Source organism: Janibacter cremeus (assembly GCF_013409205.1).
Classification (GTDB): Bacteria; Actinomycetota; Actinomycetes; order Actinomycetales; family Dermatophilaceae; genus Janibacter; species Janibacter cremeus.
Genome location: NZ_JACCAE010000001.1, coordinates 1,573,605 through 1,599,756 on the forward strand (window position 1 = coordinate 1,573,605; position 26,152 = coordinate 1,599,756).

Below are 26,152 nucleotides of genomic sequence, written 5' to 3' on the forward strand. Positions count from 1 at the left end.
TGGGACCGTGAGCACCCACGACACCCGAACGACTCTGCTCGGCTGCGGCGACCTCGGCATCCGTGTCGGGACGGCACTCGCCGCCGACGGCCACCACGTGACCGGGGTTCGGCGCCGAGTCGCCGCGCTGCCGCCAGTGATCGAGGGGGTGGCTGCCGACCTGACGAGCGGACCGGTGCCGGACCTACCGAGCGACCTGCTGGTCATCACGATGACTCCCGACCGGCGCGACCCGGCCGGCTACCGCACCACTTACGTCGACGGGGTGCGAAGGGGGCTGGACGCCGTGCTGCGCTCCGGCGTCCCCCGACGGGCCGTGCTCGTCTCGTCGACGAGCGTCTACGGGGACCTCGAGGGCGACCTCGACGAGGAGACCCCCGTCGCTCCGACGGCGGAGCGCGCGCAGGTCCTGCTGGAGTCGGAGGCGCTCTTCCACGATGCGCTCCCCCACGGGAGCGTCCTGCGGTTGAGCGGTCTCTATGGCACGCCGGGCAACCGCCTGGTGCACACGGTGCGCGAAGGGGAGAACAACAACCCCGGTCGGTGGACCAACCGCATCCACCGCGCGGACGCGGCGGCGGCGATCATCCACCTGCTCACCCGCGAGGAGGACCCACGCACCCTCTACATCGGCACCGACGACGAGCCCTCGACCGCCGGAGCCGTGCGGGACTTCGTCGCCGACGAGCTCGGCCTGCCACGGCCGGCACCGACGGGGAGTACCGAGCCGCACGGCCGACGGATGATCAACGCCCGGTTGCGGGAGAGCGGATTCCGACTGCGGTACCCGACCTTCCGCGAGGGGTACCGGGCACAGCTGGAACTGGACTCGTGACGCCTGCTTAGGGTGAGCCCATGAACCTGCAGGAGATGCTCGAACAGGCCGCCACCGGCACCGTCCACGTCCAGGAGGGCTGGGGCCAGGGCCGCGCCACCTACGGCGGCCTCGTCGGGGGCCTGATGCACTCGGCGCTGCGGGCCCAGCTGCCGGAGGGGACGGACCCGCCGCTGCGCAGCATCACGGTCAACTTCGTCGCGCCTGTCACGCCCGGCGCGGCCGAGACCGACGTGCAGATCCTGCGCTCGGGCAAGAGCGCGACGCAGGGACTGGTGACGCTTCGCCAGGGTGACTCGATCGTGGCGGCAGCGCTGGCTGCCTTCGGCGCGTCCCGCGAGTCGACACTGTCCGTGCGATCGGCGGTGGCGATGCCCCAGCTGCCCGAGCCCATGACGATCGACCCGCTGCCCTACATCCCCGGTGCGACGCCGGACTTCTTCCAGCACGTCGAGATGCGGCTGGCAGACGGGAACATCCCCTACTCCGGTGCGCAGACGTCGCACATGACGGGGTGGATGCGCTTCCGGCAGGCGCCGCCGACCTTCGACGAGCGCCACTTCATCAGCCTCGCCGACTCCTGGCCGCCCGCGGTCATCCAGATGCTCGCGAAGCCTGCGCCCGGCAGCAGCCTCACCTGGACGCTCGAGCTCGTCGACAACGTGACCGCCGAGCCGGACACGCACTGGGCGTATGCCGTGCACACCGACCACGCCGCCGAGGGATACGCCCACACCGACGCGCGGATCTGGCACCCGGACGGCCGGCTCGTCGCGATCAGCCGGCAGACGGTGTCGGTCTTCGGCTGAGGTTCCCGGCGAGCCGTGCCCCGGGGCCGCTGTGGACGGGAAGCCCCACGCTAACCGAGAACGCCTGGCGTGGCCGAGTCACAACGCGGTCGACACGAGGTTTCCCGGCCAAATGGAGACATCCCGGCCGGTCAGCACATCTCTCGGTGCAGGGGTGCCACCGGCCGACGCCTCCGATCCTCTCCCGACATACGGACGCCCCGCTGGCTCGATGCCCAGCGGGGCGTCCGTGTGTCCGTGTTGAGCGTCAGTGGTTGCGACCCGTGCTGCTGCTGGAGAACGCGACGACGCTGCCGCCACGGGAGTTACTGCCCTGGCGCGAGCCGCCGCTGCGGCCCTGACCGCCACCGGAGCCGCCACGGGACTGGCCACCACGACCGCCGCCGGAACCACCCCGGCCCTGGCCGTTGCGGTTGCGCCCGGCACCGCCGCGCTCACCGCGACCGCTGCCGCCCTGGCCACCGCGGCCCTGGCCAATACGGCCGGAGCCGCCACGACCGCTGCGGGAGCCCCCCTTCGCGCCGCCCTGCTGCTGCGGCGCCGCGGACACGAAGCCGCCGGGGAAGGTCCGCTCACCGGGGGCGAGCTCGGCGAGGAGCTCGTGACCGGCGGAGACCTTGGTCGTCGTCGGCTTGATGCCGGCCTTGCGGGTGAGGTCACGCACGTCGCGGACCTGCTCGTCGGTCATCAGCGTGACGACCGTCCCCTCGGCGCCCGCGCGGGCGGTACGACCCGAGCGGTGGAGGTAGGCCTTGTGCTCGACCGGCGGGTCGGCGTGGATGACGAGGGAGACGTCGTCGACGTGGATGCCGCGGGCGGCGATGTCCGTCGCGACGAGGGTCTGGGCCGCACCGGAGTGGAAGGCGTCCATCGACCGCGTGCGCGCACCTTGGCTGAGGTTGCCGTGCAGCTCGACCGCGGGGACCCCGGCGGCGTTGAGCTGGCGGGCCATCCGCTTGGCGCGGTGCTTGGTGCGGGTGAAGACGACCTTGCGACCGGGGGCGGCGACGAGGTCGGTGAGGACCTGCATGTGCTGGGTGGACTGGATGTGCAGCACGTGGTGACTCATCTTCGCCACCGGGGACTGCGCCGAGTCGGCCTCGTGGGTCTTCGGGTTCTCCAGGTACCGCTTGACGATCTGGTTGATCGCGCCGTCGAGGGTGGCGGAGAAGAGCATCCGCTGGCTGCCGCGCGGCGTCTTGTCCAGGATGCGCTTCACGCCGGGGAGGAAGCCCAGGTCGGCCATGTGGTCGGCCTCGTCGAGGATCGTGATCTCGACCGAGTCGAGGTTGACGTGGCCCTGGTTCATCAGGTCCTCCAGGCGCCCGGGGCAGGCGACGACGACGTCGACACCCTTGGCGATCGCGGAGACCTGGGGGTTCTGGCCGACGCCACCGAAGACGGTGCGGCTGCGCATCCCGAGCACGTTGGCGAAGGGGGTCAGTGCCTCGTCGATCTGGGTCGCCAGCTCACGGGTCGGCGCCAGGATGAGGGCGCGGGGGCGCTTGCTCTGGCGGCGCTTGTCGCTGGCGGCGAGGCGGGTGAGCATCGGCAGCACGAAGGCGAGGGTCTTGCCGGAGCCGGTGCGCCCGCGGCCGAGGACGTCGCGTCCGGCGAGGGAGTCCGGCAGCGTCGCGGCCTGGATGGGAGTGGGGGTGGTGATGCCGTCCTTCTCGAGGATCGAGGTCAGGGCGGTGGGCACGCCGAGGTCGGCGAACGTGGTGGTCACGAAGGAGTGCTCCAAACGGAGTCATGATGCTTCGGTTCTGCCCGGCGCGGACCCGCATGATGCGGTCGCGGCGCATTGGCATCGTTGCAAGAAGAGGAGCAGCACACTGCAGAACTGGGTGGCTGCTGGGATGCAGTCTACAGGTGGAGAAGGCCGTGCCTGACCACGGTGGTGAGAAGCTTCGGTCATGCCGGTCGAGATGCGCTCATTCGTTCGCAGCACCATGTCTGCGGTGGAACGCGAAGAGGTCGAACGCGTCACCGTTCTCGCCGAGCAGCTCCGCTCGCACATGCAGGACCGCGAGCAAGCGATCAACCAAGCCCACGTGGTGGGCGCCCAGAGCTCCGCGATCCAGGCCATCGTCTCCGAGGTCCTCAAGGACGAATTGGGCTTCGGTGAGGAAGTCGTCCTAACCCCACAGGACGGCATCGTCACCCGCGCACGACCCGACTTCGTCTTCTCGCTCGGGCAGGGGCGGGGCGTCATGGCCGAAGTCGAGCGCGGCGGGACGGTCAACAACAACCACGACCTGAAGGACATGTGGAAGGCACACATCGCGACCGACATCCAACATCTGTTCCTGATCGTCCCGAACTCGAACTGGACCCGTCTCGGGGCACCACGCGAGAAGCCGTTCCCACGAGTGTGCAACCGGATCGGCGCCTTCTTCGGAAACCAGCGACGGGGGGTCGATGTCCTGACAACCCACGTCTACGGCTACGGCTTGCTCGACATCAAAGCTGCAGTTGAGCTACGACGTGGCGAAGGGAGCTGACTCCCCCTTCGCCCCGGCTCACGCTTGCAGGCATGCACCGAGATCGCCATGACCACGAACCCGATCACACAGCTGAGCTGACCAAGCTGCGAGCCCGGCTGTACGCACCCGAGTTGAGCGCCTTGGAGGCAGCCGCCATGCTCGCCGCCGTCGAGCTGCTGCGGGCGCACGAGCAGGGGAGGTTCGAAATCTGCGACAACTCGTACTGCATCTCCCTGCTCTCGCTCTGCTTGGGCACCCCCTTTGAGGCGGTGCACGACGAGGCCCTGGACGAGTGCTCCTGCTGTTGTCACCACGCGTGAGGCGAGTCAGCTACAGGTTTCGAGGCGTCCACGCGGAGCGTGGGACCCAGCTCGCTGCGCGAACTCACACCTCAACCACCAACAGCTCGCCCTCGGTCGCAGGCAGCAACCGGGGGCGGCGTGAAGCGGACGAGGATCAGATGACGCCCTGGGCCACCATCGCGTCGGCGACCTTGATGTAGCCGGCGAGGTTGGCGCCCATGACGTAGTCACCGGGCTGGTCGAACTCGGCAGCGGTCTCGACGCAGTTGCGGTGGATGTCGCGCATGATGTCCTCGAGGCGCGCCTCGGTCTCCTCGAAGCCCCAGGAGTCACGGCTGGCGTTTTGTTGCATCTCCAGGGCGGAGGTGGCAACACCCCCAGCATTGGAGGCCTTCCCTGGTGCGTAGAGCACCCCGGCCTCGCGGAAGATCTCCGTGGCACCCGGGACGCAGGGCATGTTCGCGCCCTCGGCGACGAGGCGGACACCGTTCTTGACGAGGGTGTGGGCCTGCTCCTCGGACAGCTCGTTCTGCGTGGCGCACGGGAGGGCGACGTCGCAGGGCACGTCCCAGATCGCACCGCCCTCGACGTGACGCACCTTGCCCCCCCTGGCCTCGGCGTAGTCGGTCAGGCGGCCGCGCTGGACCTCCTTGACCTCCTGGAGCAGCTCCAGGTCGATGCCGTCCTCGTCGACGACATAGCCGCCCGAGTCGGAGACGGCGATGACCTTGCCGCCGAACTGGTGGATCTTCTCCACCGCGTAGGTCGCGACATTGCCGGAGCCGGAGACGACGACGGTCTTGCCGTCGAGGGACTCGCCCCTCTCCTTGAGCATCTCCTGGGTGAAGAAGACGGTGCCGTAGCCGGTCGCCTCGGTGCGCACCTGCGAGCCGCCCCAGGACAGGCCCTTGCCGGTGAGGACGCCGGACTCGTAGCTGTTGGTGATGCGCTTGTACTGCCCGAAGAGGTAGCCGAGCTCGCGGCCACCGACGCCGATGTCACCGGCCGGCACGTCCGTGTACTCGCCGATGTGGCGGTAGAGCTCGGTCATGAAGGACTGGCAGAAGCGCATGATCTCCTGGTCCGAGCGCCCCTTGGGGTCGAAGTCGGAGCCGCCCTTGCCGCCGCCGATGGGCATGCCGGTCAGGGAGTTCTTGAAGACCTGCTCGAAGCCGAGGAACTTGATGATCGACAGGTTCACGCTCGGGTGGAAGCGCAGACCACCCTTGTACGGGCCGAGCGCGGAGTTGAACTCGACGCGGAAGCCACGGTTGATCTGGACCTCACCGGTGTCGGTGGTCCACGGGACGCGGAAGATGATCTGGCGCTCCGGCTCGCAGATGCGCTGCATGATCGACCACTGGGCGTACTCGGGAACCCGGCCCGCGATCGGCGACAGCGACGACATCACCTCGTAGACCGCCTGGTGGAACTCCTTCTCACCGGGGTTGCGGGCGATCACCTCGTCGAAATGATCCGTGAAGAGGGGGTGGAGCGCGGGAGCAGACATGCTTGATCTCCATCGTCGTCGGGGCAGGTTTAGGGGCACACGGTAGCGGTCCGAGCGTCGAATTCGTGAGCCCGTCTCACGTGTGACAGGGCACGCACTTCCCCATGAACTCGCGCAAGTGACCTCCCTCACAGGGCCGTCGGGGGCTGGCGTTGCCTTCGAGACGCTTGCTGCGCAAGCTCCTCAAGCAGCGGGGTCGGGCGTGGCAGAGTGGGCTGCATGAGTACTTCCGTGACCCGACAGCACGAGCCGGACCGTTTCGAGATCAGCAGCGACGAGAAGGTCGCCGGGTTCACCCAGTTCCTCGACCGCGACGGGCGCCGGATCTTCGTCCACACCGAGATCGGCGAGGAGTTCGGCGGGCAGGGTCTGGCCGGGACCCTCGTGGAGGAGGCCGTCGCGGCCACCCGCGCCGAGGGCCTGACCGTCGTCCCGGTGTGCTCCTACGTCAAGAAGTGGCTGACGAAGCACAGCGAGCACGAGGACATCACCGCGAGCCCGACCCCGGACGACCTCGCCGCGGTCGGCGCCTGACTCGCACCCATGCGCGTCGCCACCTTCAACGTCAACGGCATCCGCGCGGCGCAGCGCCGCGGATTTCAGGCCTGGCTCGCCGAGCGGGACCCGGACGTCGTCGCCCTGCAGGAGGTGCGCTGCTCCCCGGACAAGTTGCCGACGGGCGTCTTCGGCGAGTACCACCTGACCTACGAGCCCGGCCAGCTGGCCGGGCGGAACGGGGTCGCCGTACTCACCCGTCGGCGGCCGGCGGCCGTGCGGACCTGGGACGGCGAGGTGCTCATGCGTGCGCCGGGCGAGGAGCACACCCATCGTGAGCCCTCCCCTCCCGGGACGATGGCGCGAGGGTTGTCCCCCTTCGCCTCCGAGGGGAGGTACGTGGAGGTCGACATCGATGGGACCGGGGACCAGCCAGCGGTCACCATCGCCTCGCTCTACCTGCCGAAGGGGGGACTGCCGGCCCACCTGCAGAAGCCGGGTGGGCGCGAGGAACCGGACGGCGGAGCGAAGTACGAACGCAAGATGGGCTTCCTCGCCTCCTTCGCGCGGCAGCTCGACCGCTCCCGCAAGGCGGCGAAGGCCGCCGGCCGGGAGTTCCTCCTCCTGGGTGACCTCAACGTCGCCCACACCCGCCAGGACCTGACCAACTGGCGGGGGAACGCCAAGTCCGAGGGCTTCCTGCCTGAGGAGCGGGAGTGGTTCTCCTCGATCACCTCGCCGCGCACGCTCGTGGACGTCGTGCGGCGCGTGCACCCCGACGCGGACGGCCCGATGTCATGGTGGTCGTGGATGGGTGGCGCCTTCGACCGGGACACCGGCTGGCGGATCGACTACCACCTGGCGACGCCGTCGCTGGCCAAGCGCGCGGTGACCGCCGGGACCGACCGGCCCGCCAGCGCTGACGCGCGGGTCAGCGACCACGCGGCCGTCGTCGTCGACTACGCCGACGCCTGACCGGCCACGCCCGACAGACCTGAGAGAGGACCCCCTTCGGATGACCCACACTTCGCGGATCCGCGCGATCGGGGCCCTCATGGCCGTCAGCGTCCTCACCGGGTGCAACCTCGTGGGCGGCGACGCGCCAGCACCCCAGGGCGAGCCGGAGGAGCAGGCGCACGAGCGCGTGGATGCGATCCGGGACACCGGCCGGCCACCGACCCACGACCTGCTGGCACCGATGGACAGTGCCCCCACGGAGCTGTTCACCCTCCCCGTGGCCCGGATGGACCCGGAGGGCGAGTGCCGCGAATCCGCATGCGTCGTCACCTGGCGACCGCTCAATCCCGACACCGTCGTGGCCGAGGGCTCGGTCGGGAGCAACAGCGGCGAAGGCCCCCACGACTTCCGCACCGCGCTCGACGTGACCACCGGCGAGACGGTGTGGTCCAACTCCGCACCGGTCCCTCAGGGGAAGGCCGATGCGGGCGAGATCTGCCTCGGCGGAAGTGCCGGGGCGCTCGTCTGCGTCGAGACCGGACCCCACCAGTACGCCTTCCGCACCATCTCGGCGGAGAACGGCGGTCAGGTCGCGCGGGCGCCCTTCGCCGAGGCACCCACTCCCGAGGAGTCGAGCATCATCGGCATGAGCGCGGAGCGGCGCGGCGACGCCCTCCACGTCAGCGTCCTGGTGCAGGAGGGTGACACCACGACCCGGACGGCCACGGTGCACGCGGCGCAGATCGCCACGGACGGGTCGATCGTGTGGCACCACCAGTCCCCCGCCAGCATCGGCAACGGGATCCTCAGCGAGACCTACCGCCTCGGCGACCAGCTGGTCATCACCCACGTGACCACGCAGGACGGTGAGCCCTTCGCCCTGTCCGCCGAGACGGGCGAGCGGGTCACGATGTCCTCCGACAACGTCGACGCGCTGACCGGGATCGCCGACTCCGTTCACTCGTTCGTCGACGACGGCAGCGGCGCGGAGTACCGGTTCCTCCTCGACGCCGGGCGCACCAAGGTGCTCCCGGCCGGCGACGTGGACGAGGAGCCGCTGTGGAGAACCCCCGCCGGCTCGGCGCTGAGCAGCGTGTGCGGTGGCGTCGTCGCCCTGACCAGCGACCGCTACGACGACGCGTCGACACACTCCGTGTCCGGGCGTGCGCTCGACGACGGCAGCCAGCTGTGGCAGCACCCCCTCGCGGGAGACGCGGCCATCTCCTGCGACGGCAAACACCTCGTCGTCGCGGACGGGGACGGGCTCAGCGCGCTCGACCCCGAGACCGGTGAGCAGGCGTGGTCGGTCGACGGCCGGTGGGTGGGAGCGCGGGTCATCGAGGCACTCGACCCGTCCGGGCCCGCCGAGCGCTTCGCCGTGATCAGCTCCGGCGCCGGCGGCCAGGAGACGATCACCGTCTTCCAGGCGCCGTAGACACCGCTACGGTGACGTCCATGAGTGACCTCACCGTGCTGCACAACCCAAAGTGCTCGACCTCCCGCTCCGCCCTCGAGACCCTCGACGCGGCGGGCGCGCAGGCCGAGGTCGTCCAGTACCTCAAGGAGCCCCTCGACGAAGCGGCCCTGCGCGAGCTGATCAGCAAGCTCGAGGACGAGCCGACCGATCTGGTGCGCCGGGACTCCTTCTTCAAGGACCAGGGCCTCACCGACGCCGACGTCGCCACGGTCGACCAGGTCGTCGCAGTGCTCGTCCAGCACCCGCGCCTGATGCAGCGACCCGTCATCGTCAAGGGCGAGCGCGCCATCATCGGCCGCCCGAAGGACCGGGTCGCCCCCTTCGTCGAGGGCTGACCCGGGCTGCGGTCAGTCGACCTGCAGCTCACCCATCTCGTCCCAGCCGGAGCCGTCGACGACGCGGCTGATGATGCGCGGGGTCTCGGCGAGGGCGGGCTTCATGGCCGCCAGCCCCTCGGCGAAGTGGTCGCTGGTCACGTGCGCCTCGCCGGCCTCGTCCTGGAAGGCCTCGACGAGCACCCACTCGTGCTCGTCCTCCACGCTCTTGCTCCAGTCGAAGAAGATGTTGCCCGGCTCGGCGCGGGTGGCCTCGGTGAACTCCCTGACGAGCTCGGGCCACTTCGGCGTCCACTCGGGCTTGGTGCGGTACTTCACGACGATGAGGATCATGTCCTCACGCTAACGCGAGCACCCCGTGGTCCAGCAGGTCGACGACCGCGGCCCGGACGAGGGCGCTGCTGTCGGGGTGGTCCCCGAGCTCGGCGACGACCACGTCGGTGAGCTCGTCGAGAGTGCGCTCGTTCCGCGCGGCCAGCCAGATGGTGGCCCCGGCCCCGGCCAGGCGAAGGGGGCGTGCCCCGGCCAGGACGAGCACCTCACCGTCGTGGGCGATGGCGTCCGACCACGGCGCCCGCACGAGGCCGTCCGACCCGTCGAGGTCGTCATCGCTCTCCTGCGAGATCGCCGGCTCCCCACCCCTGACCTGCTCGACGGTCCGGCGCTCCGCCTCGTCGGGACGCAGACGCTCCGCCTCGTCGGGAGGCAGGTGCTCCCAGGTCGGCGCCTGCGTCTCGGGCGCGGCCAGGTGCTCGCGCACGAGGTCGTGGCAGGTGTCGACCTCGGCGTAGCGCAATCGGGCGGGCGGCCCGCCGACGGTGACGGCACGGGCCAACCGGTCCAGGCCGGCCGGCACCAGCCAGGTCGAGGAGGTCTCGGGGAGCACCGCGAGGAGCTGGTCGATCAGGCCGACCGGCTCGATGGCCGGCTCGGTGACGTCCTCGTCGCGCTCGAGGGTGAGCAGCCGTGCCAGCCGGGCCTGCCCGGGGGTCGGGCCGAGGTCGAGCTCGTCCGGCGCCGGTTCGTCCTTGCGCCACCGATCGTCCGGGTCGACGACCAGGGACGGCGGCTTGGGGTGCGGTGCGATCCCGTGGTCCTCCAGCAGCACGAGCGTCTCGTCCGAGAGGTAGCCCAGGCGCCGACCGAGGACGCTGGTCGCGGTCGACTTGCCGCCACCCGAGGGTGCGACGAGGGCGATCGCGCGCCCGGAGGCGTCGGCGAGTGCCGCCGCGTGCAGGAGGGTGACCCGGCCGCGCAGGCGCATCAGGCCCTTGCGAGTCAGCTCGCGGGAGAGGTCGTAAGGCTGCTGGGTGGCCGTGGCCCGGATCGTCTCCGGCTCGTCGTCGACGATCGTCGTCGCGGCCGTCGCGAGGTCGATGCACCGCCGCCACCGGGCCGCGGTCTGCGCGGCGCTCACCTCGTCGAGGTCGGACACGTCGAGCACCCACCGGCACCCCATCGACACCAGGTCGAGGTGACGGACCTCCTCCTTCGCCAGGTCACTCACGTGGACATCCTCCCTTAGGCTCGGATCATGCCGAGACCGCACTCCGCCGCGATCATCGAGGACGCCTGGCACCGCCAGGTGGCCGGCATCATGCGTCGCCGTGGGTGGGGCACGCGGGTGCTCGCCCACACCGGGTACGGCAGCGTGGACCGGGTCCGCGTCCTCGGTCGGGTCCTGATGACCCGCCGCCCCTACGCCCCTGCCGCTGCCGACGCCCGGGCGACCTGGCTGGAGCTGCGCACCGCCGACAACGAGCGAAGGGGGTGGCGCTTCTTCTTCGCCACCCCGGCCAGTGGCGAGCCGGTCACCGTGACCGTCGGGGAGAGGGAGGTGCGCACCCGCGTGGACCGGTCGGGCATCCTCGACCTGACGATCACCGACCACGACCTCGAGCCGGGCTGGCACCACCTGCACATCTCCTCGCCCCGGGCCGCGGACACGACGGCGGCGGTCTTCATCGTCGACCCGCAGGAGACCTTCGGCATCGTCTCCGACATCGACGACACGATCATCACCACGACGATGCCGCGGCCGATGATCGCCGCGTACAACACCTTCTTCCGTCACGAGGGCACCCGCCGGGCGGTGCCGGGGATGGCGACGATGTACCGCGAGCTGCTGCGGGAGCACCCGAATGCGCCCATCATCTACGTCTCGACGGGCGCGTGGAACGCCGTGCCGCCCCTGACCCGGTTCCTGCGCCGGGCCGGCTATCCGCTCGGACCGATGCTCATGACCGACTGGGGACCGACCAACACCGGCTGGTTCCGCTCCGGGCAGGACCACAAGCGCGCCTGCCTGCACCGACTCGTGCGTGAGTTGCCCGAGGTGCGGTGGGTGCTCATCGGTGACGACGGGCAGCACGACCCGAGCATCTACGGCGAGTTCGCCGAGCAGCGACCCGACCGGGTGCGGGCGATCGGCATCCGCGTGCTGTCCGCGACCGAGCAGCTGCTGAGCCACTTCACCCCGATCGCCACCGACGCCTACGAGCAGCACGTCGGGGTCACGCTGCCGATCTGCCACGCGGCCGATGGCTACACGATGCTGGAGCAGATGCGCCAGGCCCTGGGGATCGCACCCCCGGAGCGAAACGATGCCTGAGCTGCCCGAGGTGCAGGGACTCGTCGATTTCCTCGACGGGCGGCTGAGCGGGCACGCGGTCGAGGCGCTGGAGCTCGCCTCCTTCACCGTCCTGAAGACGGTCGACCCGCCGCCGCAGGCTCTCGCCGGCGCACCGGTCGACGGGGTGCACCGGCACGGGAAGTTCATCGACATCGACTGCGACGGGACGCACCTGGTCATCCACCTGGCCCGCGCGGGGTGGATCCGATTCAGCGAGGAGCTTCCCAAGACGATGCTGCGGCCGGGCAAGTCCCCGGTCGCGCTGCGGCTGCGGATGTCCGACGGTTGCGGCTTCGACCTCACCGAGGCGGGGACGAAGAAGAGCGTCGCCGCCCACCTCGTGCGCGACGTGCAGGACGTGCCGGGCATCGCCCGCCTCGGGCCGGACCCGCTCGGCGCGGACTTCACCCGGGAGGTCTTCGGCGAGATCCTCGCCGGGCGCTCGTCACAGATCAAGGGTGTCCTGCGCGACCAGTCGCTCATCGCGGGCGTCGGCAACGCCTACTCCGACGAGGTGCTGCACGTGGCGCGGCTGTCCCCCTTCGCCCATGCCGCGAAGCTCACCGACGACGAGGTCGACGTGCTCTACCGGGCGCTGCGCACCACCCTGGCCGACGCGGTCGCCGCTGCCTCCGGCAAACCGGCCAAGGAGCTGAAGGACGCCAAGCGGGCGGGGATGCGCGTCCACGGCCGCACCGGCCAAGCGTGCCCGGTGTGCGGGGACGTCGTGCGCGAGGTCAGCTTCGCCGACAGCTCGCTGCAGTACTGCGCCACCTGCCAGACCGGCGGCAAGGTGCTCGCCGACCGGCGCACCAGCAAGTTCCTCAAGTAGGCACCACCCGCCCGGCCCCGCTGCTGGCGACCGCCACGAAGGCCACGGGTGGGTCGAAGCCGGCCTCGGCGTAGGCACTGCGCACCGCGTCCACGGTGCTGGTGACAGCGGCGCTGTCGACGAGAGCGAGGACGCAGCCCCCGAAGCCTCCTCCGGTCATCCGGGCTCCGTGCGCCCCCGCGGCCAGCGCCGCGTCGACGGCAGCGTCGACCCGGGGGACGGTGATCTCGAAGTCGTCGCGCATGGAGACGTGCGAATCCGTCATCAACGCACCGATGCGGCGCGGGTCGGCCCCGGAGCGCAACGTGTCTGCCACCTGCAGGACACGATCGTTCTCGGTGACGACGTGCCGGACCCGCCGTCGCACGACGTCGTCGTCGAGGCGGGCCAGCGCGTCGTCGAGCCCGGTGACGTCGATGTCGCGCAGGGCGCGCACCCCCAGCTGCGAGGCGCCGCGGGCGCAGGACGCGTGTCGCTCGGCGTACTCCCCGTCGACGAGGGCATGCGGTGCGCGGCTGTCGATGACCAGCAGGGACAGGCCGTGGACGGCCAGGTCGAAGGGGACCTGCTCGACGTGCATCGAGCGGGTGTCCAGGAACATCAACGAGCCGGAGCGCCCGTGCAGCGAGGCCATCTGGTCCATCACCCCGGTCGGTGCGCCGACGACGTCGTTCTCGGCGCGGCGAGCCGCAGCGGCGAGCGCGGTGCGGTCCAGACCGAGGTCCCCCAGGTCGTTCCAGGCGACGGCCACGGCACACTCCAGCGCGGCGGAGGAGGAGAGCCCGGCGCCGATGGGCACGTCCGAGTCGAGCGCGACGTCCAGCCCCGGCACGTCGTGGCCGGCCTGCGCGAGGGCCCAGCCCACCCCGGCGAGGTACCCGAGCCAGCCGGACGGGTTGCCCGGGCCGACGTCGGCCAGGCGCACGGAGGCGGTCACCCCTTCGTGCAGCGAGTGCACCCGCAGCAGGTCGTCGGAGCGCACACTCACCGCCGCCACGGCACCGCGGTCGAGGGCGAGGGGAAGGACGAAGCCGTCCTGGTAGTCGGTGTGCTCCCCGATCAGGTTCACCCGGCCCGGGGCCCACCAGCACCCGTCGGGGCGGGTGCCGGCGAAGGCCGACGCGAAAGCGTCGACCGCGCGCTCGCCCGGCATCCGGCCACTCCCTTCGCCATGGGTCACATCACTCACGTCAGCCTCTCCCCATCGGGCACGGTCTTGGGGCCGGTCAGTCGCACCGTCCCCTCGATGACGATGTCGGCGCCGAAGGTCACCGGACCGGACACCTCCAGACTCTCGCACTCCCGCAGCGAGGGGACACCGTGGGGGAAGTGTCGCGCCAGGTCGGACAGGTGGCGGTAGTGGTCACGATCGAGGGTCACCACCGGTCCGGACCCGTCGAACGTCGGCAGGAGTCGGCCGTCCCGGGCCAGGTCGTAGGCATCCGAACGCACGACCAGCAGGTCGTCGGTGGTCTTGACCGGGGCGAACCGCGTGCGTGGGACCTCGATCGCACGGGCACCCGGGATCGCACCGATGGCCGCGCCCATCGCCGTCTCGAGCTGGAGCACGGCCGGTGACGAGGAGTCCGTGGGGTCGACGTTCTTGTGGTTGACGATCAGGGGTAGGTCCGGTCCCGCGGGCTGTGTCGCCAGCAGGTCCCGCAGCGCCCGCAGGTCGATCCACAGGTTGTTGGAGTTGTAGAAGCGCCAGCGGGACACGTCGGTGAAGGAGGGGTCCCCCGCGGGCACCTGCGCGGTCTCCCGCAGCACCGTGCGCCCCCGGTGCAGTGCCAGGTGGCCGCCCTTGCGGTCAGCGGCCGTGCCCCGCACCGCCTCCATGACGAAGGGGACCTGCTCGTCGGCGATCCACGTCGCTATCCGTGGGTCGATGCTCGCCCCGAGATTGTCGGCGTTGGAGACGAAGCACCAGTGGATGCCGGCGTCCAGCAGGGTCGCCAGTGTGCCGGTCGCGGCCAGCGCGGTGTACACGTCCCCATGACCCGGAGGGCACCACTCCAGCTCCGGTCGGGCCGGCCACTGGATCGGGAACCGGTCGCTCGCGCGCAGCTTCGGCTCCCTCCCCTGCAGGAAGTCCAGGGGTAGGGCTGCGGCCTGCTCGGCCAGGTCGGGATGGCGACGAAGGGAGCGCAGCGACGGCTCCCGGGTGGTGGCCGAGTTCATCAGGAGCAGCGGCAGCCGGGCTGCGTTCTCCTGCCGCGTGGCCAGCACCTGTCGAGCCACGATGTCGAGGAAGGTGTGCCCGGGCTTGACCTCGAGCAGGGACTTCGGTCCGGACAGGCCCATGCTCGTGCCCAGGCCGCCGTTGACCTTGATCACGGCGACGCGGTCGAGGACCTCTCGGGCGCGGGCCGGGTCCGGCTCCGGCAGGTCCGCCAGACGGGGGAGGTCCCCCAGTGGCTCCAGGGACTCGCCCGGGAGCTGCCCGGCGGTGGGGTCGGCCAGCTGCTCCAAGCGGCGCCGCAGCCCAGCCAGCTCCGGTGGCGTGGCGCCGTCTGCGCGAGCCTTGTCCAGGGCTGCGGTGACGTAGGTGGTCATCGGCTCAGTCGGAGGTGGAGCCCGGCGTGCCCAGCTCCCGCTTCTCTTCCTCGAGCCGTTGTTGCTCGGCCTCGTCCACCACGATCGGGCGGACCCTGGTCCAGACGAAGAAGAGGATCCCGGCGACGAGGAGGGCCGCCCCGGTCCACAGGTTCGCCTGCTCGTGCGTCGGCCCGGACGTCGCGGTGTCGCTTCCACTGATGAAGTGGACCAGCAGCAGAATGACGCCGTAGATCACCAGCAGGGCGCCGATGATGTTGCGGACATCCAAGGCTCCCGCCGTGTGCCGCCGCGACCGTCCTTCGGTACCGCTCTGATCGTTGCTCATGAGCTGACAGCCTCCCTCAGCTGAAGACCACGTTGAGGATGATGACCATGACCAGTGCCACCCCTGCCAGCTTGACCGGGGACTCCCATGCGTGGGCCACCGGCGCCCCGGCCAGGTCCGCCTTGGGGGTCATGGAGTAGACGAGCCCGCGCAGCGTGGCCTCGTCCTTCGGCCGGGAGAACTGGGTGACCACCACGCTGACCAGGATGTCCACGACGAAGGCCGCACCCGCCGCGACGAAGGCCGCACCCTGACCGCTGAGGTCCACCACGCCGATGCTCGCCGCTCCCAGCGCGTCGTTGGACAGGATCGCCACCACGATCGCAGCGGAGGTCCCGGCCACCAGGCCGGTCCAACCGGCGGCGGCCGTCATCCGCTTCCAGAACATGCCCAGGATGAAGGTGGCGAACAGCGGTGCGTTGAAGAACCCGAAGAGCGTCTGCAGGTAGTTCATGATGTTGCTGTACTGCCCGGCGAAGGCCGAGGTTCCGATCGCGAGAACCGTCGCGACCACGGTGGCCCACCGACCGAACGTGGTGTAGAAGTCGTCCGGCTTGTGCTTCTGCACGTACGTCTGCCAGATGTCGTAGCTCATCACGGTGTTGAACGCCGAGATGTTCGCCGCCATACCGGCCATGAAAGCGGCCATCAGCCCGGCGATCGCCACCCCGAGCAGGCCGTTGGGCAGCAGGTCGCGCATCAGCAGCAGCAGTGCGTCGTTGTAGGTGACGTCGCCGCCGGTGCCGCCGTTCGACTTGTAGTCGGCCAGCTCGGGCACGATCACCGCCGCGATCATGCCCGGGATGATGATGATGAAGGGGATGAACATCTTCGGGAAGGACCCGATCACCGGGGCCCGGCGTGCGGCGTTCATGTCCTTGCTGGCCATCGCCCGCTGGACCTCGACGAAGTTCGTCGTCCAGTAGCCGAACGAGAGCACGAACCCGAGACCGAGCACGATGCCGATGACGGACCAGATCTCCGACCCGAACTGGGTCAAGGAGGTCCCGGGCCATGAGCTCAGCTCTCCGGACGTACCAGCGGCCGTCATCTTCTCGGTCAGGCCGTCCCACCCACCGACCTTGTTCAGCGCCAGGACCGTCAGGGGCGTCAGGGCAGCGACGATCACGAAGAACTGCAGCACCTCGTTGTAGATCGCGGCCGACAGCCCGCCGAGGGTGATGTAGGACAGCACGATCGCCGCGGCGACCACCGTGGAGACCCAGATCGGCCACCCGAGCAGGGTGTTGATGATGGTCGCCAGCAGGTACAGGTTGACGCCCGCGATCAACACCTGCGCGACGGCGAAGCTGATCGAGTTCACCAGGTGCGCGCCGGGGCCGAAGCGTCGGCGCATGAACTCCGGCACCGAGCGCACCTTGGAGCCGTAGTAGAAGGGCATCATCACCACGGCGAGGAACAGCATCGCCGGGATCGCGCCGATCCAGTAGTAGTGGAAGGTCGGCATGCCCAGTGCGGCACCGTTGGCGGACATCCCCATGATCTCGACCGCGCCCAGATTCGCCGAGACGAAGGCCAAGCCGGTCACCCACGACGGGAGGGAGCGTCCCGAGAGGAAGAAGTCCAAGCTGGTCGAGACCGAGCGCCGCGCCATCACCCCGATGGTCAGGACGAAGGCGAAGTAGATCCCGATCAGCAGGTAGTCGACCCAGTTGGCATCAAGCCGCAGGGTGCTCTCCATCAGCATCGTTGCCCGCCTCCCGCTGACTGCGCTGTCCGTGTGCAGACCTCACGCTACGCCCGAAAGCGTGGGTGTGCGTCCTGACCGGATCGCTGCTCTTGCGCCGTGGGGCACGCGTCGTCAGGACGCCGAGAGACTCACCGACCCGAGACCGCCCTCGACGGTGACCGTGCGGTCCGACCCGGCGTCGCTGCCGAGGTCGTTGCGCACCTCCCCGACGCCACCGCGGACGTCCACGTCGTAGGACGCGGTCTCCGGCAGCTGCACCGAGAGGTCACCGACACCGACCTTGGCGTACACGTGCTGCGGGGGCTCGACGGCCTCCACCCACAGGGAGCCGACGCCCAGCTCCGCGGTGATCCGCCCGGCCGTGGCCTCGGTGATCCGCACGTCACCGACGCCCGCCTCGACGTCGACGTCACCGTCGATGCCCTCGATCATGACCCGGCCGACGCCCTCCTCGATCTCCACGTCGACGCCCGCGGGGACGACGACGGTCCAGTCGGTGGAGCAGGGGGCGGCGATCCCGGAGGGGCACTGCGCGTCCAGCGACGCGGTGGCGCCGGTGACCTCGACAAGGACGTCCGGCCGACGCAACCCCCACGCCGTCGTCGTGGTGACCCGGGGCGCCTCGCCGGCATCGGCCGTGCGGATCCGCACGTCACCGATGTCGTTGTCGACCTCCAGGCTGGTGATGTCTGCGGGCAGGGCCTGCTCGCTCGTCGACGTCTGCTTGAGCATCGGCCCGGCGAGCAGGAACCCGACGCCCAGCACGAGCACGAGCGTCAGCAGCCCGGCGACGACCCGGATGGGCCCCGACGGGGTGCGCGACGGTGGGACCTCCGCCGCGAGTCGCGCGGTCTCCGCGCGCCTGTCCCGGCGTACCTGCTGCGCATCGCGCAGGTAGCGCTCGCGCAGCTGCGGGTCGTGGGGCTCACCGGGCCGCGTGGGCACGGGTGTCTGCGACATCGGTCAGTCCTCCTGGTCGAGCCAGCGGAGCACGGCGAGCACCCGGCGGTGGTCACCGTCGGCGGGCGGCAGGTCGAGCTTGGTGAAGATCGAGGTCACGTGCTTCTCCACGGCCCCGTGGGAGACGAAGAGCTCCGTGGCGATCGCGGAGTTCGTCCGGCCCTGGGCCATCAGGTCGAGCACCTCCCGCTCACGCGGGGTGAGCACCGCGAGCGGGTCGGCGTGGCGCGCTCGGGTGAGCAGCTGCGTGACGACCTCGGGGTCGAGGACGGTGCCGCCGCCGGCGACGTCCCGCAGAGCTGCGATGAAGTCGCCCGTGTCGGCGACGCGGTCCTTCAGCAGGTACCCGACCCCCTTCGACCGGGAGGCGACGAGCTCGGTCGCGTACTGCTCCTCGACGTACTGGCTGAGCACCATCACGGCCACCTCGGGGTGGCTGTCGCGGACCTGCAGGGCGGCGACGATGCCCTCGGAGGTGAAGGTCGGGGGCATCCGCACGTCCACGACCACCAGGTCGGGCGAGTGCTCGTCCACGGCCGCCAGGAAGGTCTCCCCGTCCGGACAGGCCGCCGCGACCTCGAAGCCGGCCGAGGCCAGCAGGCGCACGATGCCGTCGCGCAGCAGGACGGAGTCCTCGGCCAGCACGACCTTGGTGGGGGTCTCGTCGCTCATGTCAGGCTCCGTCCGGTGCGAAGGGGCAGGGTTGCGGTCAGACGGGTCCCTCCCCCGGGTGGGGACTCCACCTCGAGGGCTCCGTCGACGGCGTTGACCCGCTGGCGCAGGCCGGTCAGACCGGTGCCCAGGGCCGGGTCGGCGCCGCCCCGGCCGTCGTCGGTGACGACGCTCGTCAGGTGCTGCTCGTCGCGGGTGACCTCCACCCGGGCGTGCTCGGCGCGGGAGTGCTTGACGACATTGGTCAGGGCCTCGCTGACGACGAAGTAGGCGATGGCCTCGGTCGTCGGGTCGAGCCGGCCCACGTCGCGCACGTCCACCGACACCGGGACCGCGGAGCGGGCGGCGAGTGCGGGCAGCGCTGCCTCCAGGCCACGGTCGGCGAGGATCGGCGGGACGATGCCGCGGGCGACGTGACGCATCTCGACGATGGCCTCCTTGGCGGAGCGGTGCGCCTCGTCGACGAGCCCGGCCGCTGACTGCGGGTCGTCGTGGATGGCCTGCTTGGCCATGCCGAGGGTCATCGCGATGGAGACCAGGCGCTGCTGCGGTCCGTCGTGCAGGTCCCGCTCGATCCGGCGGCGCTCGGCCTCGACGGAGTCGACGGCCTCGCGGCGGGAGTCGGTGAGGGTGTCGACGCGGGCGGTGAGGTGCTCAAGGACCTTGCGCTCGTCACGTCCGAGCAGCCAACGGGCGAGCACCACGTCGACCGAGGTGAGCAGGTGGGCGACGAGGGGCAGCAGGACCAGGACCGCGAGGGCGACCGCCCAAGTGATCGCGAGCGCCGTGATGCCCTGGACCTCCACCAGCCCGTAGACCTCGAACCCCTGCTCGGGCGAGCGTGCGATGAGCACCGGGACGATCAGCAGCAGGAGCGTCTGGGCGAGGACGAGGACGGTCAGCCAGCCGGTGACCAGGCCCCACAACGAGTGCAGCGCCAGGTAGGCGACGCTGCGCCACGAGTGCTCGTCGAGGAGCAGGCGCCGCCACCACGACTGCTCGCGGCGCGCCGGCGGGTACACGCGACGGCCGGCCAGGGCCACGATGCGGTGCCGCTCGGCGTGGCCGATGACGCCGGCCAGCCAGACGAGCGGGATGAGCAGGAGCAGGCCGATGCCGCCGGCGGTGATGGCCACGGTCGCGGAGAGGACCAGCAGAGTGAAGACCATCGCCACGAGGGAGGTGAGGACGCTCGTCACGAGGAGCAGGACACTGCCCCAGCCGGCGAGCCAGCGACGAGCGAGGCCGGGCCGTTCCAGCCGTTCCAGCCGCTCCAGAGGTGGGTTCATCGTCTGCGTGGTCACGAGGACAACTCTCGCAGTCGCGGTGGCCCGAGTCTGCCGTGCTCTCCCCCATGACGAAGGGGGGCTGTCCCCCCTTCGACCCGGCGCTGCGGGTGGTGCGTCGCCGTCCTTGTGGTGCGGGTCCGCGAGACCTACTCTTTGGTACGGCCCTCACCGTGGAGGGCCCCTGTGATGGAGACGCCATGGCTGACGCCACCACCCTCTGCGAAGCATTCCAGCAGACCCTGACCGTCGACCCGAGCGCGGTCGCGCTGCGCACGGCGGGTGGCGCCGTCTCGGTCACCTGGGCCGAGTACGGCGACCACGGGCGGGCGGTCACCGCGGGGCTGGCCGCCCTCGGGTACCAGCGCGGGGACACGCTCGGGATCATGCTCACCAACCGGCCCGAGTTCGCCTGGGTGGACGCCGGGGCGATGCACCTGGGGATGATCCCGTTCTCCATCTACAACACGTCCTCGCCCGAGCAGGTCGAGTACCTCTTCGGCAACGCGGGCAACCGGATCGTGGTCACCGAGACCGCCCTGCTGCCGGCGATCCTGGGCTCCGGGGTCGCCCTCGACCACATCGTCGTCGTCGACGGCACACCCGAGGGCGCCACGCACGGCCTCGCCGATCTCGAGTCCGTCGGCGATCCGGTCTTCGACTTCGAGGCCGCGTGGCGGGCGGTGCAGCCGGACGACGTCCTCACCCTGATCTACACCTCCGGCACGACCGGCCCGCCGAAGGGGGTCCAGCTCACCCACCGCAACGTGTTCGCCGTGCTCCACGGCGCCGAGGGCGTCGTCGACGTGCACTTCGGCGACCGGATCACCTCATTCCTGCCGGCCGCCCACATCGCCGACCGCGCGTCGGCTCAGTACTTCAACCTCGCGAAGGGGGTGCAGGTCACCTACATCGCCGACCCGAGGGAGATCGCGAGCGCACTGCCCGACGCACGTCCGACGGTCTGGTTCGCCGTGCCCCGGGTGTGGGAGAAGATCAAGATGGGCATCGAGGCCAAGGTCGCGACGGCCGAGAGCCCCGTGAAGCAGAAGCTCGGCGCCTGGGCACTGCGGATGGCCGACAAGCAGGGTGCCGCACTGCTGGCGGGTGAGCCGTTGACGGGTATGGACGCGGCACAGCTGAAGCTCGCGGACCGGTTGGTGCTGAGCAAGATCCGCGTGGCCCTCGGCCTGGACCAGCTGAGGTGGTCCTGGTCGGGAGCGGCCGCGATCGCGCCGGAGACGCTGTCCTTCTTCATGGGGCTGGGTGTCAACGTCTGCGAGCTCTGGGGCATGTCCGAGGTCGCCGGTGCCGGGACGATCAACCCGCCCGGCAAGGTGAAGGTGGGCACCGTCGGCCCGGCGCTGCCCGGCTTCGAGATGCGGATCGCGGATGACGGTGAGGTCCTCTTCCGTGGCGACTGCGTGACGCCCGGCTACCGGGGCGAGCCGGAGAAGACCGCTGAGGCCATCGACGCCGACGGCTGGCTGCACACCGGCGACGTGGGCACGATCGACGCCGACGGCTACCTGACGATCACCGACCGCAAGAAGGAGCTGATCATCAGTTCCAGCGGCAAGAACATGTCACCGTCCACCATCGAGAACACCCTGAAGGTGACCACTCCCCTCGCCGCCACGATCGCCGTCGTGGGCGAGCGACGTCCCTACAACGTCGCCCTGGTGACGTTGGACCCGGACGCGGCCGCCGTTTTCGCCGAGAAGGCCGGGGTCGCCGCCGACCCGGCCGTCCTCGCCGAGCACCCGGCGCTCGTCGCCGAGATCGGCAAGGGCATCGAGGCGGGCAACGCCAAGCTCTCCCGCGTCGAGCAGGTCAAGCAGTTCCGGGTGCTCCCCGAGTACTGGGCCCCGGGCAGCGACGTGCTCACGCCGACGCTGAAGCTGCGTCGCAAGCCGATCGACGAGCACTACGCCGAGGAGATCGAGGCGCTGTACACCCGGTGAGGCTCAGGCGTACTTGCGGGCCATCTCCACGGACTGCCGGACGTAGCCGCCGCCGAAGATCACGGCGTGGACCATCACGGGGAAGAGCTGGTGCAGACCGACGCGCTCCTGCCAGCCGTCCGCCAGGGGCGCCGCCTCGTCATAGGCGGCGATGATGCGCGCGATGTGCGGGGCGGTGAAGAGCAGCAGCATCGCCAGGTCGGTCTCGGGGTGGCCGCCGTGCGCGGCCGGGTCGATGAGGACGGCGCCGCTGCTTGTCCACAGCACGTTTCCGGCCCACAGGTCGCCGTGGATGCGTGCCGGCGGGCGGCCGTCGTCGAACTCGCCGGACTCCAGGCGGGCGGCGACCTGCTCGAAGAGCTCGCCCTCCTCCTCCCACAGCCCCTTGGCCCGGCCGGCGCGCAGCAGGTGGCGGATGCGCTGCTCGGCGAAGAAGGCGCCCCACGTCTGCGTCGGCTCCACCGGCATCGGCATCGGGGACTCCCCCGGGCCGATGAACCCGTGGCTGCTCCACCGCGCGGGCGGGGCTCCGAAGGCCGGCGCACCCGCGGCGTGGGTCGCCGCGAGGGCGGCTCCGAACTCGTCCGCCGCGAGATTCGTCGCGGGTGCCGGGGCGTACTGCACGAGGTCGATGTGGGTGGTGTCGACGTCACGCAGCTCGGCGATGCTTGCGCCGCCGTCCTCCTCGGCCTCGGCGAGCCACAACAACCCGGCGGCCTCCCAGGAGGAGTAGCCACGAGGCGCGGCCGAGGTGTCCTTGCGATACGTACGGGGTTCGCTCACGGGGCCAACCCTGCCACCTCGCACCTCACCCTCTCCCCACGGTCCCCGAGGAGCATGCGCAGCAAGCGTCTCGAAGGGACTACCGACCCGCTCCTGAACGGTGGTTGAGGCGGGAGGCCGCCTGCGGCCGACCCTCGAAACCACCCGAGGGGACTACCGCACCCGCTCCTGAACGGTGGTTGAGGCGGGAGGCCGCCTGCGGCCGACCCTCGAAACCACCCGAGGGGACTACCGCACCCGCGGCAGGATGCCGGTGTCGTCCACCGGCGCGGCGGTGGAGCGGGAGCCGACCTTGATCGGGCCGGTCGGCGTACCGGTGGTGGACTTGCCCTCGCCCGAGATCGCGACGGCCACGGCATCGGCCACTTCGGAGTGGAAGACGCTCGGGATGATGTACGAGGGGTTGATCTCCTCGTCGGTGACCACGCCCGCGATCGCGTCCGCGGCGCGGATGAGCATGTCCGTCGTGACGTTCTCCGCGTTGGCGTCGAGCAGCCCGCGGAAGACGCCGGGGAAGGCGAGGACGTTGTTGATCTGGTTCGGGTAGTCGCTGCGGCCGGAGGCGACGACCTTGGCGTACTGGGCTGCCTCCGCCGGATCGATCTCCGGGTCCGGGTTGGCCAGGGCGAAGACGATCGGGTCCTTGGCCATGTGGTCACGGATCCACTCGGCCTTGAGGATGTTCGGTGCGGAGACGCCGATGAAGACGTCGGCCTCCTGCAGTCCGTCCGGGAGGTCGCCGCGCAGCTTGCGGGGGTTGGTGCGAGCAGCGAGCTTCTGCTTGTCCGAGGAGAGCGAGTCGTCGTCGCGGGAGAGCAGGCCCTCGCGGTCGAAGACGGTGACGTCCTTCGCGCCGGCGGCCAGCAGCAGGGTGACGATGGCCGAGCCGGCAGCGCCGCCACCGGAGACGACGACGTGGGACTCCTCGAGCTGCTTGCCCACGACGCGAAGGGCGTTGCGCAGGGCGGCGAGGACGACGATGGCGGTGCCGTGCTGGTCGTCGTGGAAGACCGGGATGTCGAGGCTCTTGCGCAGACGACGCTCGATCTCGAAGCAGCGCGGCGCGGCGATGTCCTCGAGGTTGATCCCGCCGAAGCCGGGGGCGATCATCTCGACGGCGCGCACGATCTCGTCGGTGTCCTGGCTGGCCAGGCAGATCGGCCAGGCGTCGATGTCGGCGAACTGCTTGAACAGGGCGGCCTTGCCCTCCATGACCGGCATCGCGGCCTCGGGGCCGATGTTGCCCAGGCCCAGGACAGCGGAGCCGTCGGTGACGACGGCGACCGTGTTGCCCTTGATCGTCAGGCGACGCGCGTCCTCGGGGTTCTTCGCGATCGCGGCGGACACGCGGCCGACGCCCGGGGTGTAGGCCATCGACAGGTCGTCGCGCGTCTTCAGTGCAACCTTGGAGCGCACCTGGATCTTGCCGCCGAGGTGGAGCAGGAAGGTGCGGTCGGAGACCTTGTGGACGGTCACCCCGTCCACCGACTCCACGGCCTCGACGAGGCCGTCGGTGTGGTCGACGTTGATGCCCGAGCAGGTGACGTCGACGGTGAGCCGGTCGTGCCGCGAGTCGGCGATGTCGATGGCGGTGACGATCCCACCCTGCTCGGCGAGCACCGTGGCGACCCGACCGACGACGGCGTAGTCCGGGGAGGTGTGCAGGCGGATGGTGACGGAGTAGGAAGACGGGGTAGCAGCGGCCATGTGATCAGTCTCTCACCACGGCCGGCGACGCGTGGCACCGCACGCGCCGGTGTGCGCAGGCCACGGGCATCCGCCTCTATGCGCCGCTCTACTTACATCTCGCCCATATTTTAGATTTATCTAGAAAGTGACATCGGGAGGCATCCGTCGAGCCGAGCCGCCCCCTTCGCCCCATGACCGCCGCCGATCACCACGCAACACGACTTGCGCAGTCTCCCGAGATATCCGTCATCGGCTATACATGCGGATACGGTCCCATCGTGGACCCGATCACCAACCCCTATGCCCCCGGCGCCGGCCAGCGCCCGCCCGAGCTCGCCGGCCGCGACGAGCAGATCAGCCGATTCGACGTCGTGCTCAAGCGCATCGTCAGCGGGCGCCCCGAGCGCTCGCTGATGCTGACCGGCCTGCGGGGCGTCGGCAAGACGGTGCTGCTCAACCAGCTGCGCTCGGCAGCGGTGCGGGCGAAGTGGGGTACGGGCAAGCTCGAGGCGCGCCCCGACCAGGGGCTGCGCCGTCCGCTCTCCAGTGCGCTGCACCAGGCGGTCCGCGAGCTCGGGCACACCCACGAGGACGAGGTCGCGCACGTCCTGGGTGTGATCAAGTCCTTCGCCCAGCGCGACGCCAAGCCCGGCACGAAACTGCGCGAGGTCTGGAACCCCGGCATCGACGCCCCTGCGGTCAAGGGGCGCGCGGACTCCGGCGACATCGAGATCGACCTGGTCGAGCTCTTCACCGACGTCGGCGGACTGGCCGCGGACCTCGGGCGCGGCATCGCGATCTTCATCGACGAGATGCAGGACCTCGGCCCGGACGATGTCTCGGCGATCTGCGCGGCCTGTCACGAGATGAGCCAGAACGGCGCGCCCCTCATCGTCGTCGGCGCGGGCCTGCCGCACCTGCCGGCGGTGCTGTCGGCGAGCAAGTCCTACAGCGAGCGGCTCTTCCGCTACCAGCGCATCGACCGGCTGGCCCGCGACGAGGCCGACCATGCGCTCACCGCACCGGCGTCCGACGAGATGGCCGAGTATGAGCAGGAGGCGTTGGATGCCCTCTACTTCGCGACCGGCGGCTACCCGTACTTCATCCAGGCCTATGGCAAGGCCGTGTGGGACCAGGCGCCGCAGTCCCCGATCCGCGCCGATGACGTCCGGGTCGCCTCACCGGAGGCCGAGTCGGAGCTGGCGGTCGGCTTCTTCGGCTCGCGCTACGAACGCGCGACGCCGGGTGAGCGGGAGTACCTGCGCGCCATGGCGGACGTGGCCGCAGACATCGCAGCGAAGGGGGATGAGCAGCTCGACGACATCGAGTCCGTCCTCACCTCCGACGTCGCGAACCTGCTGGACAAGAAGCCGCAGTCCCTCTCCCCCGCACGTGATGCGTTGCTGAAGAAGGGGTTGATCTACTCCGCCGAGCGGGGCCGGATCGCCTTCACCGTCCCGCACTTCGGGCGGTACCTGCGCGAGCAGACCTGAGCCGCGAAGAAGAGGTTTGCAGCCTCGATCGCGGCCCATC

The 26,152-nt window shown here is 70.4% G+C and carries 25 protein-coding genes; 12 read left to right on the forward strand and 13 right to left on the reverse strand.

Features of this window, described 5'->3' with window-relative positions:
- Positions 1–7: 7 nt before the first annotated feature.
- Positions 8–835 (forward strand): Rossmann-fold NAD(P)-binding domain-containing protein, encoded by an 828-nt coding sequence (locus tag BJY20_RS07420; protein WP_185990939.1) that lies wholly within the window; start codon positions 8–10, stop codon positions 833–835.
- A gap of 20 nt (positions 836–855) precedes the next feature.
- Complete coding sequence (locus tag BJY20_RS07425) at positions 856–1,644, forward strand: acyl-CoA thioesterase (RefSeq protein ID WP_185990940.1); 789 nt, start codon at positions 856–858, stop codon at positions 1,642–1,644.
- Between the two features lie 247 nt (positions 1,645–1,891).
- Here BJY20_RS07425 and BJY20_RS07430 read toward each other — a convergent pair whose 3' ends face one another.
- Positions 1,892–3,373, reverse strand: a complete 1,482-nt coding sequence (locus BJY20_RS07430; RefSeq protein WP_185990941.1) for a DEAD/DEAH box helicase — start codon at positions 3,371–3,373, stop codon at positions 1,892–1,894.
- A gap of 187 nt (positions 3,374–3,560) precedes the next feature.
- Between BJY20_RS07430 and BJY20_RS07435 the strand changes: the two genes are divergently transcribed.
- Both BJY20_RS07435 and BJY20_RS07440 read left to right on the forward strand, forming a co-directional pair.
- Positions 3,561–4,148, forward strand: coding sequence for a hypothetical protein (locus tag BJY20_RS07435; RefSeq protein WP_185990942.1), 588 nt, complete (start codon positions 3,561–3,563; stop codon positions 4,146–4,148).
- Positions 4,149–4,180: 32 nt separating this feature from the next.
- Entirely contained in the window at positions 4,181–4,450 is a 270-nt protein-coding gene (locus BJY20_RS07440; protein WP_185990943.1) for a hypothetical protein, read from the forward strand.
- Between the two features lie 136 nt (positions 4,451–4,586).
- Here BJY20_RS07440 and gdhA read toward each other — a convergent pair whose 3' ends face one another.
- Positions 4,587–5,942 carry an NADP-specific glutamate dehydrogenase gene (gene gdhA / locus BJY20_RS07445; RefSeq protein ID WP_185990944.1) on the reverse strand — a complete coding sequence of 452 codons (1,356 nt, stop codon included), beginning with the start codon at positions 5,940–5,942 and terminating at the stop codon, positions 4,587–4,589.
- A gap of 219 nt (positions 5,943–6,161) precedes the next feature.
- On the opposite strand from gdhA, the gene BJY20_RS07450 reads away from it, so the two are divergent.
- From BJY20_RS07450 to arsC, 4 genes are read left to right on the forward strand one after another with little or no spacing between them, the layout of a single operon-like run.
- Complete coding sequence (locus BJY20_RS07450; RefSeq protein WP_185990945.1) at positions 6,162–6,476, forward strand: GNAT family N-acetyltransferase; 315 nt, start codon at positions 6,162–6,164, stop codon at positions 6,474–6,476.
- A 9-nt stretch (positions 6,477–6,485) separates the two neighbouring features.
- Positions 6,486–7,412 (forward strand): exodeoxyribonuclease III, encoded by a 927-nt coding sequence (locus BJY20_RS07455; RefSeq protein ID WP_185990946.1) that lies wholly within the window; start codon positions 6,486–6,488, stop codon positions 7,410–7,412.
- A 40-nt stretch (positions 7,413–7,452) separates the two neighbouring features.
- A complete protein-coding gene (locus BJY20_RS07460; RefSeq protein ID WP_185990947.1) occupies positions 7,453–8,829 on the forward strand; it encodes an outer membrane protein assembly factor BamB family protein in 1,377 nt (458 codons plus the stop codon).
- Positions 8,830–8,849: 20 nt separating this feature from the next.
- The gene (gene arsC / locus BJY20_RS07465) at positions 8,850–9,206 is read left to right on the forward strand and encodes an arsenate reductase (glutaredoxin) (protein ID WP_185990948.1); all 357 of its coding nucleotides are present in this window, start codon (positions 8,850–8,852) and stop codon (positions 9,204–9,206) included.
- Between the two features lie 12 nt (positions 9,207–9,218).
- Here the strand turns inward: arsC and BJY20_RS07470 are convergent, their stop codons facing one another.
- Positions 9,219–9,539, reverse strand: coding sequence for a putative quinol monooxygenase (locus BJY20_RS07470; protein ID WP_185990949.1), 321 nt, complete (start codon positions 9,537–9,539; stop codon positions 9,219–9,221).
- A 4-nt stretch (positions 9,540–9,543) separates the two neighbouring features.
- Entirely contained in the window at positions 9,544–10,713 is a 1,170-nt protein-coding gene (locus tag BJY20_RS07475; RefSeq protein ID WP_185990950.1) for a hypothetical protein, read from the reverse strand.
- Positions 10,714–10,740: 27 nt separating this feature from the next.
- Here BJY20_RS07475 and BJY20_RS07480 point away from each other — a divergent pair, with 27 nt between their 5' ends.
- Together BJY20_RS07480 and BJY20_RS07485 are read left to right on the forward strand one after the other, a co-directional pair.
- A complete protein-coding gene (locus BJY20_RS07480; RefSeq protein ID WP_185990951.1) occupies positions 10,741–11,817 on the forward strand; it encodes an App1 family protein phosphatidate phosphatase in 1,077 nt (358 codons plus the stop codon).
- On the forward strand, positions 11,810–12,670 hold the full coding sequence (locus tag BJY20_RS07485; protein ID WP_185990952.1) for an Fpg/Nei family DNA glycosylase: 861 nt from the start codon (positions 11,810–11,812) through the stop codon (positions 12,668–12,670). Before BJY20_RS07480 ends, BJY20_RS07485 begins: the two co-directional genes overlap by 8 nt.
- On the opposite strand, the gene galK is transcribed toward BJY20_RS07485, so the two are convergent.
- The 7 genes from galK to BJY20_RS07520 form a co-directional block, all read right to left on the reverse strand.
- On the reverse strand, positions 12,663–13,859 hold the full coding sequence (galK, locus tag BJY20_RS07490; protein WP_343062809.1) for a galactokinase: 1,197 nt from the start codon (positions 13,857–13,859) through the stop codon (positions 12,663–12,665). The two genes, BJY20_RS07485 and galK, sit on opposite strands and share 8 nt — an antisense overlap.
- On the reverse strand, positions 13,856–15,226 hold the full coding sequence (locus BJY20_RS07495) for a UTP--glucose-1-phosphate uridylyltransferase (RefSeq protein ID WP_185990953.1): 1,371 nt from the start codon (positions 15,224–15,226) through the stop codon (positions 13,856–13,858). Before BJY20_RS07495 ends, galK begins: the two co-directional genes overlap by 4 nt.
- Before the next feature lie 4 nt (positions 15,227–15,230).
- A complete protein-coding gene (locus BJY20_RS07500) occupies positions 15,231–15,554 on the reverse strand; it encodes a hypothetical protein (protein WP_185990954.1) in 324 nt (107 codons plus the stop codon).
- A gap of 16 nt (positions 15,555–15,570) precedes the next feature.
- Entirely contained in the window at positions 15,571–17,256 is a 1,686-nt protein-coding gene (locus tag BJY20_RS07505; protein WP_221935269.1) for a sodium:solute symporter family protein, read from the reverse strand.
- A 120-nt stretch (positions 17,257–17,376) separates the two neighbouring features.
- Positions 17,377–18,225, reverse strand: coding sequence for a DUF4097 family beta strand repeat-containing protein (locus BJY20_RS07510; protein ID WP_185990956.1), 849 nt, complete (start codon positions 18,223–18,225; stop codon positions 17,377–17,379).
- Between the two features lie 3 nt (positions 18,226–18,228).
- Positions 18,229–18,897, reverse strand: a complete 669-nt coding sequence (locus BJY20_RS07515; RefSeq protein ID WP_185990957.1) for a response regulator — start codon at positions 18,895–18,897, stop codon at positions 18,229–18,231.
- Positions 18,894–20,201: a sensor domain-containing protein gene (locus tag BJY20_RS07520; protein WP_185990958.1), complete on the reverse strand. Its 1,308-nt coding sequence runs from the start codon at positions 20,199–20,201 to the stop codon at positions 18,894–18,896. The genes BJY20_RS07515 and BJY20_RS07520 overlap by 4 nt, the downstream gene beginning before the upstream one ends.
- A gap of 182 nt (positions 20,202–20,383) precedes the next feature.
- Here BJY20_RS07520 and BJY20_RS07525 point away from each other — a divergent pair, with 182 nt between their 5' ends.
- Complete coding sequence (locus BJY20_RS07525; RefSeq protein ID WP_185990959.1) at positions 20,384–22,147, forward strand: AMP-dependent synthetase/ligase; 1,764 nt, start codon at positions 20,384–20,386, stop codon at positions 22,145–22,147.
- Between the two features lie 3 nt (positions 22,148–22,150).
- On the opposite strand, the gene BJY20_RS07530 is transcribed toward BJY20_RS07525, so the two are convergent.
- Both BJY20_RS07530 and BJY20_RS07535 read right to left on the reverse strand, forming a co-directional pair.
- Positions 22,151–22,930, reverse strand: coding sequence for a fructosamine kinase family protein (locus BJY20_RS07530; protein ID WP_185990960.1), 780 nt, complete (start codon positions 22,928–22,930; stop codon positions 22,151–22,153).
- Positions 22,931–23,158: 228 nt separating this feature from the next.
- On the reverse strand, positions 23,159–24,637 hold the full coding sequence (locus BJY20_RS07535) for an NAD-dependent malic enzyme (RefSeq protein WP_185990961.1): 1,479 nt from the start codon (positions 24,635–24,637) through the stop codon (positions 23,159–23,161).
- A 260-nt stretch (positions 24,638–24,897) separates the two neighbouring features.
- Between BJY20_RS07535 and BJY20_RS07540 the strand changes: the two genes are divergently transcribed.
- Complete coding sequence (locus BJY20_RS07540; protein WP_185990962.1) at positions 24,898–26,112, forward strand: AAA family ATPase; 1,215 nt, start codon at positions 24,898–24,900, stop codon at positions 26,110–26,112.
- Positions 26,113–26,152 lie beyond the last annotated feature (40 nt).